Origin of the sequence: Streptomyces sp. A012304 (assembly GCF_026008495.1) — a bacterium.
In the GTDB taxonomy this organism is placed as follows: Bacteria; Actinomycetota; Actinomycetes; order Streptomycetales; family Streptomycetaceae; genus Streptomyces.
This window is the reverse complement of the sequence record NZ_BQUN01000228.1, coordinates 243,881-257,491: the sequence shown is the minus strand read 5'-3', so window position 1 is coordinate 257,491 and position 13,611 is coordinate 243,881. Positions and strand designations below refer to the sequence as shown.

Genomic DNA, 13,611 nt, shown 5'->3' with positions numbered 1-13,611 from the left:
GCCCCCGGCCCCCGACCCCACGTCCGCGGACACCCCGGCCGCGCCCCCGGCCCCCGACCCCACGGCCGCGGACACCCCGGCCGCGTCGACACCCCCCGACCGCTCGTCCGTGACGGCCAGGCTCGCGCTGATCCGTCCGGCGATCTCGACGGGCGTGAGGCCGATGTCGGCGAGGACCTCGGCGCGTTTGGCGTGCGCGAGGAACTGCTCGGGGATGCCGAACCGCCGTACGGGCACGTCCACATCGGCGTCACCGAGGGCCAGCGCCACCGCCGAACCGACGCCCGCCGCGCGGCTGTTGTCCTCGACGACGGCCACGAGGCGGTGCCCGGCGGCGAGCCCGGGCAGGGCAGGATCGACCGGCTTGACCCAGCGGGGGTCCACCACCGTGCAGTCGACGCCCCGCGCCTGGAGCAGCTCGGCGGCCTGGAGGCACACCGGCGCCATCACGCCGACGGCCACCAGCAGCACCTGCGGCCGGTCGCCGCGGTGCAGGACGTCCATGCCGCCGACGCGGCCGACCGCTGGTATGTCCGGACCCACCGACTCCTTCGGGAAGCGGATCAGGGTGGGCGCGTCGTCGACCGCGACCGCCTCCCGCAGCTGGGCCCGCAGCTGGCCGGCGTCGCGCGGGGCGGCGATCCGCAGCCCCGGGACGACCTGGAGGACCGACAGGTCCCACATGCCGTTGTGCGAGGCGCCGTCGACGCCGGTGACGCCGGCCCGGTCGAGCACGAACGTCACCCCGCAGCGGTGCAGGGCCACGTCCATCAGCAGCTGGTCGAAGGCGCGGTTGAGGAAGGTGGCGTAGACGGCGACGACGGGATGCAGGCCCCCGGTGGCCAGCCCGGCCGCGCTCACCGCCGCGTGCTGCTCGGCGATGCCGACGTCCCACACCCGGTCCGGGAAGCGCTCGGCGAACCTGCCGAGTCCCACCGGGTGCAGCATGGCCGCGGTGATCGCCACGACGTCGTCGCGCTCCTCACCGATCCGGACGATCTCGTCGCCGAACACGGACGTCCAGGACGGCGCGCCGGCGGGTGCGAGCGGCGCGCAGGTCAGCGGGTCCATCACCCCCACGGTGTGGAAGTGGTCCTCCTCGTGCGCGAGGGCCGGTTCGTAACCGCGGCCCTTCTCCGTGAGGCAGTGCACCAGCACCGGCCCGTGGAAGCGTTTGGCCCGGCGCAGCGCCGACTCCACGGCCCCGACGTCGTGGCCGTCGATCGGGCCGACGTACTTCAGGCCGAGGTCCTCGAACATGCCCTGTGGGGCGAACGCGTCCTTGAAGCCCTTCTTCGCGCCGTGCAGCGACTCGTACAGGGTGTTCCCGACGACGGGTGTGCGCAGCAGCACCTCCTTGCCCCAGGCCAGGGCCTTCTCGTAGCCGTCGGTGGTGCGCAGGGTCGCGAGGTGGTCGGCGAGGCCGCCGATGGTCGGCGCGTAGGACCGCTCGTTGTCGTTGACGACGATGATCAGTGGCCGGTCCTTGGCGGCGGCGATGTTGTTCAGCGCCTCCCAGGCCATGCCGCCGGTCAGGGCGCCGTCGCCGATGACCGCGACGACATGGCCCTGCCCGCCCTGCACCTGACGGGCCTTGGCGAGCCCGTCGGCCCAGCCGAGCGCGGTGGAGGCGTGGCTGTTCTCGATGACGTCGTGCTCGGACTCCTCCCGGGACGGGTAGCCGGACAGCCCGCCCTTCCCGCGCAGCTTGGAGAAGTCCTGACGCCCGGTCAGGAGCTTGTGCACATAGCTCTGGTGGCCGGTGTCCCACAGGATGCGGTCGGCCGGCGACTCGAAGACCCGGTGGAGCGCGATGGTCAGTTCCACCACGCCCAGGTTGGGTCCGAGGTGTCCGCCGGTGCGGGCGACCGCGTGCACCAGGAACTCTCTGATCTCTTCGGACAGTTCACCGATCTCCGCCTCGGACAGCGCCTTCAGGTCGCGTGGTTGCCGGATGCTCTCCAGGATCGTCACGCTCGGGCCCCCTCTCGGTCCGTGCTGCTCAACTCACGGTGACGGCCGGCTCCCCCGCCGCGACGCCGTCCTGCTCCATCTGCTCGGCGATCTTCATCGCCTCCTCGATCAAGGTCTCGACGATCTTCGACTCGGGCACGGTCTTGACGACCTCGCCCTTCACGAAGATCTGCCCCTTGCCGTTGCCGGAGGCGACTCCCAGGTCCGCCTCCCGCGCCTCGCCGGGGCCGTTGACCACGCACCCCATGACCGCGACGCGCAACGGCACCTCCATGCCCTCCAGTCCGGCCGTCACCTCGTCGGCCAGCTTGTAGACGTCGACCTGGGCGCGGCCGCAGGAGGGGCAGGAGACGATCTCCAGCCGCCGCTGCCTCAGGCCCAGGGCCTGGAGGATCTGGATGCCGACCTTGACCTCCTCGGCCGGAGGCGCCGACAGAGACACCCGGATGGTGTCGCCGATGCCCTGGGACAGCAGCGCGCCGAAGGCCACCGCCGACTTGATCGTGCCCTGGAACGCCGGCCCGGCCTCGGTCACCCCGAGGTGCAGCGGGTAGTCGCACTGGGCGGCGAGCTGCCGGTAGGCCTCGACCATCACGACCGGGTCGTTGTGCTTGACGGAGATCTTGATGTCCTGGAAGCCGTGCTCCTCGAACAGCGACGCCTCCCACAGCGCGCTCTCCACGAGCGCCTCGGGCGTCGCCCTGCCGTACTTCTTCAGCAGCCGCCGGTCCAGCGACCCGGCGTTGACCCCGATCCGGATCGGGGTGCCGTGGTCCTTCGCGGCCCGCGCGATCTCCTTCACCTTGTCGTCGAACTGCTTGATGTTGCCGGGGTTGACGCGGACGGCCGCACAGCCCGCCTCGATCGCCGCGAACACGTACTTGGGCTGGAAATGGATGTCCGCGATCACCGGGATCTGCGACTTGCGGGCGATGGTCGCGAGGGCGTCCGCGTCGTCCTGCGTGGGGCAGGCGACCCGGACGATCTGACAGCCGGACGCGGTGAGTTCCGCGATCTGCTGGAGGGTGGCGCCGACGTCCGACGTACGGGTCGTGGTCATCGACTGCACCGACACCGGGGCCCCGCCCCCGACCGCGACCGACCCGACCTGGACGCGCCGTGACGCGCGCCGCTCGGCGATCGGCCGCGGGGGGACCTCGGGAGCGCCCAGGGAGACGGCGGTCATGGGCTCACTCCCGGTTCCCGGAGACCGTCTCGCGCATGGCGCGCAGCGACTCCTTCAGCGAGCCCATGGTGGCCAGGACGGCGGTCGGCTCGTAGCCGCAGTGCGCCATGCAGTTGGCGCAGCGCGGGTCCTTGCCGCGGCCGTACTTGTCCCAGTCGGTGTCCTCGATGAGTTCCCGGTACGTCGGCACGTAGCCGTCGCTCATCAGGTAGCAGGGGCGCTGCCAGCCGAAGAGCGAGTAGTTCGGGATCGCCCACGCGGTGCACGGGAAGTCGACCTTGCCCTCGAGGAAGTCCAGGAAGAGCGGTGAGTGGTTGAGGCGCCAGCGGCGCCGGTTGCCGCCGGCGAAGGCCTTCTTGAACAGCTCGCGGGTCTGCTCCACGCCGAGGAAGTGCTCCTGGTCGGGGGCCTTCTCGTAGGCGTAGGCGGGCGAGATCATCATCTCGTCGACCTGGAGGTCGTCGTTGAGGAAGTCGAGCACCTCGACGACGGTCTGCGGGGTGTCGGTGTTGAAGAAGGTCGAGTTGGTGGTGACCCGGAAGCCGCGCCGCTTGGCCTCCTTGATCGCCTCCACGGCCTCGTCGAACACGCCTTCCTTCGCCACCGACTCGTCGTGCCGTTCGCGCAGCCCGTCGATGTGCACGGCGAACGCGAAGTACGGAGAGGGCCGGAACCTGTCCATCTTCTTGCGCAGCAGCATGGCGTTGGTGCAGAGGAAGACGTACTTCCGCTTTGCCACCAACTGGCGCACGATCTCGTCGATCTGCGGGTGCATCAGCGGTTCGCCGCCCGCGATCGACACCATGGGCGCACCGGATTCGAGCACCGCCCCCACCGCCTGGGCGACCGGCATGCGCTGCTTGAGCACTCCCGCCGGGTGCTGGATCTTGCCGCAGCCCTCGCACTTGAGGTTGCAGGCGAAGAGGGGTTCCAGCTCGACGATGAGCGGGAACTTGTCCCGCTTGCGGAGCTTCTGTTCAGCCAAGTATGTAGCGACCTTGATGGACTGGCGCAGCGGCATGGCCATCTCGCTCACCTCCGGGGGAGCAGTACATTGCGGTGCCATTCGAAGAATGCAGGAAGGACGGAACGAAGGACGCGGAAAGCCGATATTCCACCGCGCACCGTGCCGATCCGGACGAGTTCATGTTCAGGAGCGTCCACGACCACCCGGACGGCCGCAACCGGGCGCGGTGCCGCGCGCACGGCGCTCAGGAGCGTGGCGGCCGACTCCATGTCGACGGCGATCGCACCCGTCGCGCGCAGCTCGGACCGCTCCGGGCCGCGCACGACGTGGTCGGAGCCGGTGAGCGGCCCGGTGTGGACGGTGCGCCCGGGCAGGATGCGCACGAGTTCCTTGACGAGCAGTTCGGTGTCGACGCACGCCACGGCGCCGCGCGGGTCGCGGGTCTCCTCGGCGACGACCAGGTCGCCGGGGTGCATACCGGGGGCGAGCCCGGCGCAGAAGCCGGTCGCGAGCACGGCGGACCCGCCGAGCGCCGGATCGGCCAGCGCCCGGCCGAGGGAACGCTCGGCCGCCTTCGGTCCCATGCCGGTGCGCAGGAAGGTGACCGGCCCGCCGGCCCCGCCGCGGTCGCCCAGGCGCAGGGCGAGGTGCTCGATGCCGAGCGCGCAGGCGATCAGCAGCGGGGCGGGGGCGGGCTGGACGCCCATCAGCCGGCCCCGGCCCCGGCGGGAGCCCGGTCGGCGAACGGCTCTCCGTGCAGGTACCGGCCGAGGGCGGTGAGCGGGAACACCTGCCGGTAGAGGTGGTAGTTGATGGAGAAGTCCCAGGGGAAGCCGGTGCCGGTGAAGTGCGGCTCGTCCCAGGAGCCGTCCTCCCGCTGGGTCCGCGCCAGCCAGGCGACACCCCGCTCGACGGCCTTCGACTCCTTCTCCCCGGCCGCCAGCAGGGCCATCAGCGCCCAGGCCGTCTGCGAGGCGGTCGAGGCGCCCCGGCCGCTCCACCGGCCGGGGTCGTGGTAGGAGCGCAGGTCCTCGCCCCAGCCGCCGTCGTCGTTCTGCACCCGCTCCAGCCAGGCCACCGCCCGCCGGATCGCCGGGTGGGAGGCGGGGATCCCGGCGGCGGCCAGGGCGGGCAGCACGGATCCGGTGCCGTAGACGTAGTTGACGCCCCAGCGTCCGAACCACGAGCCGTCCGGTTCCTGTTCGGCCAGCAGCCACTCGATGCCGCGCCGGGTGCGCGGGTCGTGCGCGAGGCCCTCGACGGCGAGCATCTCCACGACGTGCGCGGTGACGTCCGCGGACGGCGGGTCGATGACCTCCCCGAAGTCGCAGAACGGCAGCCGGTCGGGGAACGGGCTGGTGTTGTCGACGTCGAAGGCACCCCAGGCCCCGTTGCGCGACTGCATGCCGAGGTTCCAGCGCACCCCGCGCCCGATGGCCTTCTCCACCCGCTCGGGGTCGGGGTGGGCGACCCGGCGCAGCGCGAGGACCACCTCGGCGGTGTCGTCGATGTCGGGGTAGTTGTCGTTGTGGAACTCGAACGCCCAGCCGCCGGGCGGGAGATGGGGACGGCGTACGGACCAGTCGCCGGGCCGCACGATCTGCTCGCCGAGCATCCAGTCGGCCGCCCTGACCAGTTGGGGGTGGTCGGCGGGCACCCCGGCGTCGGCCAGCGCGATCGTGGCCAGGCAGGTGTCCCACACCGGCGACTGGCAGGCCTCGATCATCCGGGCCCCGTCCTCGCGCCACACCGCGTACCGGTCGAGGGACTCAAGGCCCGCCCGCATCACCGGGTGCTCGAGGTCGTAGCCCAGCAGGTGCAGGGCGATGACGGAGTACACGGCCGGCGGCTGGATGCCGCCCCAGCAGCCGTCGTTCTCCTGTCGCTCGACGATCCAGCGCGCGGCGGAGTTCATGGCGGCCGCACGCAGTCTGCGCACCGCGACCGAGCGGTAGCCGCGTACGACCTTGTCCAGGCGCTGGAACACGCCGTCCCACGTGGTCACCGGCGCGAGGGGCTGCGGCGGGTTGGGCCGGGCGGGGTCGGTGTGCAGCTCGTCGAGCGGGAACGGCGCGGGACGCACCGGCCGCTTCGCGGAGACGACGGTGAGCGGGACGATCGTCTGCCGGGCCCAGCAGCCGAAGCTGTAGATGCTGAGCGGAAACCACTTGGGGAAGTACAGGAGTTCCGGGGGGAGCTCGGGCAGGTCCTCCCACTTCCACCAGCCGAACAGGGCCAGCCAGATCCGGGTGAAGACCCGGGAGGCGGCGATGCCGCCCCGCTCTCGGATCCAGGCGGAGGCCTTCGCCATGTGCGGCGCGTCGGGCGCGTCACCGGCGAGCCTCAGGGCGACGTACGCCTCGATGGTGGTGGAGAGTTCACCGGGGCCGCCGTGGAAGGTGGCCCAGGTGCCGTCCTCGCGCTGCTCGCCTCTGATGAAGAGGGCGGCGGCCCGGGTCGTCGGCTCGTCGCGGATGCCCAGGAACTGGCGGAGCAGCAGGTCCTCGGCGTCCATCGTGACGTTCGTCTCGAGGTCGCCCTTCCACCAGCCCTCGGCGTCCTGCCGGGCCAGCAGGAAGTCGGTGGCGCGCCGTACCGCGTGCTCGGCGGCCTGTCGTGCCCCGGCCGCCACGGGGGTGTCGATGTCGGTTTCGCTGGCCGAGGCAGCGCGGGGCGGCAGGGCCCCGGTGCTTCCGTCGGTCGTCGCTGTCATGGCTTCCCCTTCGTGCAGTGTGCATCTCGTTGCGTCTGCTGTGGGTCCGCCGTCGGCCGGTGCGTCTCTTCTCGCGGGCACCGGCCGGCGACTACGCGAGGGCTATTCGACCGATAGTGATCATCTCTTTCGTACGACGACGAAGTCGGCGAGCGCCGCGAACCGGTCCCGCACCGGGGCGGGCATGTCAACGGCGTTCAGCGCTTCGATGGCGATGGTGTGCTGACGGCGTGCCTCCTCGGCGGTCCACTCACGGCCGCCCGCCTCCTCGATGAGGGCGGCGCGGGCCGCGAACTCCTCCTCGGAGAAGTTCTCGAAGTCGCTGCTCTTGGCGTCGGCGGCGAGCATCTCGCCGAGTTGCTCGGAGGCGGGGCCGCCGGCCGCGAGCGCGGCGACGACCGGCAGGGACTTCTTGCGCTGGCGCAGGTCGCTCCAGGTCTGCTTGCCGGTGGAGACCGGGTCGCCCCAGATGCCGAGCAGGTCGTCGACGGCCTGGAAGGCCAGGCCGAGGTGGTAGCCGTACCTCTCCAGGGTGTCGGCGGTGCGCTCGTCCGCGCCGCCGAGCACGGCGCCGATGGAGCTGGCGCAGGCCAGCAGGGCGCCGGTCTTGTTGCCCTCCATCTCCAGGCACTCCTCGACGCTGACCCGGTCGCGGTGCTCGTAGGAGATGTCCTGCGCCTGGCCGTCGATCAGGGCGCGGGAGGCGGTGGTCAGCCGGCGGGTGGCGCGGCCGGCCTCGACGGTGCCGAGCTCCAGCAGGACCTCGTTGGCCAGGGCGAACAGGGCGTCACCGACCAGGATGGCCTGGGCGGGTCCGTGCACCTTCCACACGGTGTCGCGGTGGCGGCGCTGCTCGTCGCCGTCCATCAGGTCGTCGTGCAGGAGCGAGAAGTTGTGGACCAGCTCGACGGCGACCGCGCCGGGGACGCCGACCTCGGGCGCGGCGCCGGTGACCTCCGCGGAGAGCACCGCGAGCGCGGGGCGCACGGCCTTGCCGCCGTCGCCGTCGGTCGGGTTGCCCTGGGCGTCGATCCAGCCGAAGTGGTAGGCGGCGACCGTGTCCATGGGGGGTGCCAGGCGGTCGACGGCCGCCCGCAGCACCGGCGTGGCCAGGGTCCGGCCGCGCTCCAGCAACGCGGTCACGTCCACCGCGGGCCGGGCGGCGGGCGAGGCCGGGGGCACAGTGGGCACAGTTTCTCCTCTTGTTGCGGTACCGGAGGGGGTGCGGGGATGTGCCGAGCCGTGCTGACCGATCATCAGGCCGCCTCCTCGAAGGCGAAGAGGCGGCGGGGGCGGGGCCGGCCGAGGGCGCCGAGCGCGGCGTCCGCCGCGCTCACACCGCTGCGGACCGCACTCTCCATGGTCGCGGGCCACCCGGTGGCGGTCCACGCTCCGGCCAGGTACAGGCCGGGTGCCTTGGTGCGGGCGCCGGGCCGCAGACGCCCGACGCCGGGGGCGGGAGCGAACGTCGCGGTGCGCTCCCGGGTCACGAAGAAGTCCTTCACCCGCGCGCCGCGCGTGCCCGGCAGCAGCCGCCGCAGTTCGGGCAGGTAGCGCTCGCGCAGGTCGGCCACGGGCCGGTCGATCTCGTCCCGCGCGGCCGACTGCGACAACGCGAGGTACTGGCCGGTGCGCAGCCCGGAGGCCTCGGTGCGGTCGAAGACCCACTGCACCGGGGTGCCGAGCGCGGCGAGGAAGGGCACGTCGAGGACCTTGCGGTCGTAGACGACGTGCACGTTGAGGATCGGGGCGGTGCCGATCTCCAGCAGCCGCTCGGGCGCGTCCAGGGCCCCCTCGGGCAGCAGGCCGTGCGCCTCGCGCTGCGGTACGGCGAGGACGACCGCGTCGGCGGTCAGCGTCCCGTCGGGAAGGCGGACGGTCCAGCCGCCGTCGGCCCCCGTGGAGAGGGAGGTGACGCGGGTACGCAGCTCGGTGCGCACGCCTGCCGAGTCGAGCGCCTCGCGGGCCAGCCGGTCGTGCAGTTCGCCGAGCGGGACCCGCGCCCAGCCGATGTCGGCGGCGCCCGGGTCGGACAGCAGACCGGTCTTGAAGACCATCGCGGCGAGCCCCAGGGAGGCGTCGCCCGCGACGGCGTTGAGGGTGGCGACCCCGACCAGGTCCCACAGGGCCTCGACGGCCCGCGGCGACTGGCCGTGCGCGGTCAGCCAGCTGCCGAAGTCCTGCGCGTCCAGGCCCGGATCGGCGAGGTCGAGCCCCTTGAGCGCGAGCGCGGCCCGGCCCACCCCGGCGCGTTCGGCGAGCGAGAGATGCGGATAGGTGGCGAGGCTGCGCCCCAGGTGGAGGGGGACGGGCAGCGCGTCGCGCCGCAGTCTGCCGAGCCGCCGTCCCTCGGGCTTGGCGACGTCGACGACGGGCACGTCGAGACGGTCCTGCAGTGGTGCCAGCGTGGCGCCCTCGATCCGGTCGAGGAACCAGCGGTAGGCGGTGCAGCAGCGCAGGTAGACGTGCTGTCCGTTGTCGACGGTGAGGCCGTCGCGCCGGAAGGAGAAGGCCAGGCCGCCCAGCCGGGGACGGCCTTCGAGCAGGGTGACGCGCACGCCCGCGTCGGCGAGCGCGAGGGCGGCGGTGACTCCGGCGAGCCCGCCGCCGACCACGACGACGTGCCGTCCGGGTCCTCCCTGGGCGTGCGAGAGCGGCTCGTCGCTCATCGTGCTCCCTCCCCTGCGTGCCCACCGTGACGTGTGCACTGTGCACGGCGGGCCGTCGCAGTCAGGGACGCCGCGCCGCCCCGGAGGGTTGCGTGCCGCTTTGCGCCGGTGTCGTCACCTTGGTCCACCGTCTCGCCCCGGGTCTCCATCAGACCTGCCTCCGCACGGTCAGCCGGCTGACGTGCCGGGTGTCCAGGCCGGACAGGCCGCGCACGGCGACGTACGCCTTCTCCCGGCCGGGCAGCGAGACCCGGCCGCGCAGCACGGCCTCGGGGTCGCGTTCGATGCGGTCCAGGAGACGGCGGTAGATGCCGGCCATCGCCGCGACGCAGGCGCCGCTGCGCCGGTCGAGCATGGGCAGCAGCCGGTAGCCCTCGGCGAACAGGGTGCGGGCCCGGCGCACCTCGAAGTGGACCAGGCCCACGAAGTCGGAGCCCTCCGGTGGCCGCGGCCCGTCGAACCCGGCCGAGCAGCCGAACTTGGCGAGGTCGTCGGCGGGCAGGTAGACGCGCCCGCCCGCGGCGTCCTCACGCACGTCACGCAGGATGTTGGTCAGCTGGAGGGCGAGCCCGAGGGTGTCGGCGTACTCCGGGGCGCGCTCGGCGCCGCGCGCCCCCGGTTCGGTGCCGAACACGCCGAGCGAGAGCCGTCCGATGGCGCCCGCGACACAGCGGCAGTACGCCTTCAGTTCGTCCCAGGTCTCGTAGGTCTCGCCGCGGACGTCCATCAGGACGCCGTCGATCAGCTCGTCGAGGCCGCCCAGCGGGATCGGGAAGTTCCGCGCGGCGTGCGCGAGGGCGACGGCGACGGGGTCGGTGTCGTCCTCCTCGACCTCGCCCGCGCGCACGCGCGCGAGCAGCGCCCGGGTCTCCTCGAGCCGGGCGGCCTTGACGTCGCCGTCGAGCGCGCCGTCGCCGATGTCGTCGACCCGGCGCGAGAAGGCGTACAGGGCCGACATCGCGCGCCGCTTGGGCGTGGGCAGCAGACGGATGCCGTACGCGAAGTTGCGGGCCTGCTGTCCGGTGACGGCCTCGCAGTAGCTGTAGGCGGCGAGTACCGGCGCGGACACGTGCGGCGAAGAGTCCACGGCCCGGATCACCCCTCTCCTCGCAGGATCACGCCCACCTCGCGCAGCAACCGGAGCTTGCCGGGCCTGGGCGGGCCGGGAAGGACGTCGTACCGGGCGGCGGCGATCGCGTGGACCGCCGCCCTTCCCCCCGCCACGAATCCCGCGAGCAGCAGCCTCAGCCTGCCGTGGACGCTACCCACCAGGGGGGTGCCTTCATCCAGGAGGTCGCGGGCGCGTTGCGCCTCGTAGGCGACCAGGGCGCGCACCGACGCGCCCCCGGTGGGCGCGGCGAGGTCCGCCTCCCGGACGTGGAAGCGCTCCATGTCGGCGGCGGGCAGATAGACGCGGTCGCGGCTGAGGTCCTCGACCACGTCCTGGAGGTGCTCGATGATCTGCAACGCGGTGCAGATCGCGTCGGAGCGGCGGATCCGCTCGGGGGTCGCGGTGCCGGTGACGGCGAGGACGAGCCGGCCCACGGGGTTGGCGGACAGCTCGCAGTACGCGAGCAGGTCGTCGTAGGTCCGGTAGCGGGTGACGAGCTGGTCCTGGCGGTTGGCCGCGATCAGGCCGAGGAAGGGCTCGGGGGTGAGCGAGCGGCGGTGGACGGTCGGCTGGAGCCGGCGCAGCAGGGGGTGGCGGGGCGTGCCGTCGAAGACCCGGCGCAGGTCGGCCTCGAAGGCGTCCAGCAGGGTGAGCCGGTCCTCGGCGTCGGTGGCGGACACGCCGAGCAGACGGGCGTCGGCGCCGCCGGGGGCGAGGTCGCCGTCGCCGATGTCGTCGACGAGCCGGGCGAAGCCGTAGACCGCCATGAGGTCCTCGCGCCAGGCGCGGGGCAGGAAGAAGGGGGCCACGGGGAAGTTCTCGGCCGCGGCCTTGTCGAGGGTGGCGCGCTCGGGGTCGCCGGTGCGCGGTACGGTCGGCGCGGTCACCGTCGGCCGCCCGGGGCAGGGACGGCACGTGCTGCGTTGAGCTGGGGAGTTTCCGTAGCCATTGCCGTCACATCTCCCGTTCTACACTGCCAACCCAAGACGCACTATTTCGGACACGCCGCCCAGCCGCCCGCACGCCGGTCCCGCCTGAGGGGGTCGCGCATTATCGCCCCACTTGACGCGATTCGGGACCGGTACAGCTTACGTTGTACAACGCAGCGAGGTTCGCGGGGGTGTCCCACAGGTCACAACAACACACCGATGGGCGCCAAGCTTCCTGCGCGCGACCGGAGTTGACGCATCTTTTGCAGACGCAGGGCCCCGCCGGGCGGTTCTCCGGCGGGGCCCTGGGCGAAGCGGGCTACTTGGCCGTGAACTTCTCGTACTCCCTGAGGACCTCGTCGGTCGGGCCGTCCAGGCGCAGCTCGCCGCGCTCCAGCCACAGGACGCGGTCGCAGGTGTCCCGGATCGACTTGTTGCTGTGGCTGACCAGGAACACCGTGCCGGCCTCCTTGCGCAGCTCCCGGATGCGCTGTTCGGAGCGCACCTGGAACTTGCGGTCGCCGGTGGCCAGGGCCTCGTCGATCATGAGCACGTCATGGTCCTTGGCGGCGGCGATGGAGAAACGCAGCCGGGCCTGCATGCCGGAGGAGTAGGTGCGCATCGGCAGGGTGATGAAGTCGCCCTTCTCGTTGATGCCGGAGAAGTCGACGATCTGCTGGTAGCGCTCCCTGATCTGCTCGCGGGACATGCCCATGGCGAGCCCGCCGAGGATGACGTTGCGCTCGCCGGTCAGGTCGTTCATCAGGGCGGCGTTCACTCCGAGCAGCGAGGGCTGGCCGTCGGTGTAGACCTTGCCCTTCTCGGGAGGCAGCAGACCGGCGATGGCGCGCAGCAGGGTGGACTTGCCCGAGCCGTTGGAGCCGATGAGGCCGATGGCCTCGCCCCGGTAGGCGACGAAGGAGACACCACGCACCGCGTGCACCTTGCGCACACCGCGCTCGTTGCCGCGCTTGACGATGCGGCTCAGGGCGGAGGTGGCGCTGCCCTTGCCGGTCTTGGCGCCGTTGACGCGGTAGACGATGTGGACCTCGTCCGCGATGACGGTGGGGACGCGCGCCCCAGGCTTGTCGTCAGCCACGGCCGTACCTCTCCTCCGCCTTCCAGAAGTACACGAAGCCGCCGACCGCGAACAGCAGGGCCCAGCCGCATGCGACCGCCCAGACATGGTCGGGGAGGTTCTCGGAGCCGTACTTGTCGATCAGGGCGAAGCGCATCAGGTCCATGTAGATGGCGGCCGGGTTCCACTGGAGGACGTTGGCGATCCACTGCGGCTTGTCCGCGAGGAAGACCGGGATGGAGAACATCACGCCGGAGGCGTACATCCAGGTGCGCATCACGAACGGCATCAGCTGGGCGAGGTCCGGGGTCTTCGCGCCGGCCCGGGCGAAGACCAGCGCCAGGCCCGAGTTGAACAGGAACTGCAGCACCAGCACCGGGACGATCAGCGCCCAGGAGGCGTCCGGGTAGCTGCCGAAGCCGATGGCCACGGCGAACAGCACGATCATCGAGTACATCAGCTGCTGGAGCTGCTGGAGGGCGAAGGAGATCGGCAGCGAGGCCCGCGGGAAGTGCAGGGCGCGCACCAGGCCGAGGTTGCCGGAGATCGCGCGGACGCCGCTCATCACGGAGCTCTGCGTGAAGGTGAAGACGAAGACGCCCGTGACCAGGAACGGGATGTACACGTCCTTGTCCATCCCGCGGCCCGCGTCGAGGATCAGGCCGAAGATCGCGAAGTACACGGCCGCGTTCAGCAGCGGGGTCGCCACCTGCCACAGCTGGCCCAGCTTGGCCTGGCTGTACTGCGCGGTCAGCTTCGCCGAGGAGAAGGCCAGGATGAAGTGGCGCCTGCCCCAGAGCTGGCGGACGTACTCCCGCAGCGGGGGCCGGGCGCCGCTCACGGCCAGCCCGTACTTGGCGGCCAGCTGTGCCGCCGTGAGGCCCTCGTCGGGCGACGGAGGCGCGCTCACCGCGACTCCGCCGTCATGCGTTGTCTCACTCACCAGTAGGAAACTTTCGTCTTCGGGATGCACAGCCTTCAGGG

General features: G+C 72.1%; 12 protein-coding genes. All 12 read right to left on the bottom strand.

The features are described from left to right. The coding region (dxs, locus tag ALMP_RS44090) for a 1-deoxy-D-xylulose-5-phosphate synthase (protein WP_264937713.1) at window positions 1-1,974 on the bottom strand (1,974 nt) is incomplete at its 3' end. 28 nt (window positions 1,975-2,002) lie between these two features. Continuing rightward, window positions 2,003-3,160 (bottom strand): flavodoxin-dependent (E)-4-hydroxy-3-methylbut-2-enyl-diphosphate synthase, encoded by a 1,158-nt coding sequence (gene ispG / locus ALMP_RS44085; RefSeq protein WP_264937712.1) that lies wholly within the window; start codon window positions 3,158-3,160, stop codon window positions 2,003-2,005. 4 nt (window positions 3,161-3,164) lie between these two features. After that, on the bottom strand, window positions 3,165-4,187 hold the full coding sequence (hpnH, locus tag ALMP_RS44080) for an adenosyl-hopene transferase HpnH (RefSeq protein WP_264937711.1): 1,023 nt from the start codon (window positions 4,185-4,187) through the stop codon (window positions 3,165-3,167). 5 nt (window positions 4,188-4,192) lie between these two features. Continuing rightward, complete coding sequence (locus tag ALMP_RS44075) at window positions 4,193-4,834, bottom strand: 1-hydroxy-2-methyl-2-butenyl 4-diphosphate reductase (protein WP_264937710.1); 642 nt, start codon at window positions 4,832-4,834, stop codon at window positions 4,193-4,195. Then, window positions 4,834-6,840, bottom strand: a complete 2,007-nt coding sequence (gene shc / locus ALMP_RS44070; RefSeq protein WP_264937709.1) for a squalene--hopene cyclase — start codon at window positions 6,838-6,840, stop codon at window positions 4,834-4,836. Before shc ends, ALMP_RS44075 begins: the two co-directional genes overlap by 1 nt. Before the next feature lie 120 nt (window positions 6,841-6,960). Beyond that, window positions 6,961-8,022 carry a polyprenyl synthetase family protein gene (locus ALMP_RS44065; protein ID WP_264937725.1) on the bottom strand — a complete coding sequence of 354 codons (1,062 nt, stop codon included), beginning with the start codon at window positions 8,020-8,022 and terminating at the stop codon, window positions 6,961-6,963. Between the two features lie 74 nt (window positions 8,023-8,096). After that, complete coding sequence (gene hpnE / locus ALMP_RS44060; protein ID WP_264937708.1) at window positions 8,097-9,509, bottom strand: hydroxysqualene dehydroxylase HpnE; 1,413 nt, start codon at window positions 9,507-9,509, stop codon at window positions 8,097-8,099. Further along, window positions 9,506-9,658 carry a DUF6380 family protein gene (locus ALMP_RS44605; RefSeq protein ID WP_375803632.1) on the bottom strand — a complete coding sequence of 51 codons (153 nt, stop codon included), beginning with the start codon at window positions 9,656-9,658 and terminating at the stop codon, window positions 9,506-9,508. The genes hpnE and ALMP_RS44605 overlap by 4 nt, the downstream gene beginning before the upstream one ends. After that, on the bottom strand, window positions 9,658-10,608 hold the full coding sequence (gene hpnD, locus ALMP_RS44055; RefSeq protein WP_264937707.1) for a presqualene diphosphate synthase HpnD: 951 nt from the start codon (window positions 10,606-10,608) through the stop codon (window positions 9,658-9,660). Before hpnD ends, ALMP_RS44605 begins: the two co-directional genes overlap by 1 nt. Beyond that, window positions 10,605-11,507: a squalene synthase HpnC gene (gene hpnC, locus ALMP_RS44050; RefSeq protein WP_264937706.1), complete on the bottom strand. Its 903-nt coding sequence runs from the start codon at window positions 11,505-11,507 to the stop codon at window positions 10,605-10,607. Before hpnC ends, hpnD begins: the two co-directional genes overlap by 4 nt. A 361-nt stretch (window positions 11,508-11,868) precedes the next feature. Next, on the bottom strand, window positions 11,869-12,648 hold the full coding sequence (locus ALMP_RS44045; RefSeq protein WP_264937705.1) for an ABC transporter ATP-binding protein: 780 nt from the start codon (window positions 12,646-12,648) through the stop codon (window positions 11,869-11,871). Next, window positions 12,641-13,570: an ABC transporter permease gene (locus tag ALMP_RS44040; protein WP_264937704.1), complete on the bottom strand. Its 930-nt coding sequence runs from the start codon at window positions 13,568-13,570 to the stop codon at window positions 12,641-12,643. The genes ALMP_RS44045 and ALMP_RS44040 overlap by 8 nt, the downstream gene beginning before the upstream one ends. Window positions 13,571-13,611: the final 41 nt, after the last annotated feature.